We start from the raw sequence: 211 nt of genomic DNA, 5'->3' as shown, positions 1-211 counted from the left end.
GTAAGCGTAGCGATACGTTGAGCTAACCGATACTAATGAACCGTGAGGCTTAACCTTACAACGCCGAAGATGTTTTGGCGAAAGAGACACGATATTCAGCTTGATTACAGATTAATCGACATGCGAAAAGCGTGTTGATAAACAGAATTTGCCTGGCGGCTGTAGCGCGGTGGTCCCACCTGACCCCATGCCGAACTCAGAAGTGAAACGC

Annotated in this window: 1 rRNA gene; it reads left to right on the top strand. The window is 48.3% G+C overall.

The annotated features are described in order from the left end of the window. Positions 1-151 precede the first annotated feature (151 nt). Positions 152-211, top strand: a 5S ribosomal RNA gene (gene rrf, locus OGW44_RS25710); the annotation flags it as partial.

Origin of the sequence: Citrobacter sp. Cb023 (assembly GCF_030336805.1) — a bacterium.
GTDB classification, from domain to species: domain Bacteria; phylum Pseudomonadota; class Gammaproteobacteria; order Enterobacterales; family Enterobacteriaceae; genus Citrobacter; species Citrobacter braakii.
Note: the sequence above shows the minus strand (reverse complement) of the source record. Positions and strands in the feature narration are given on the sequence as shown.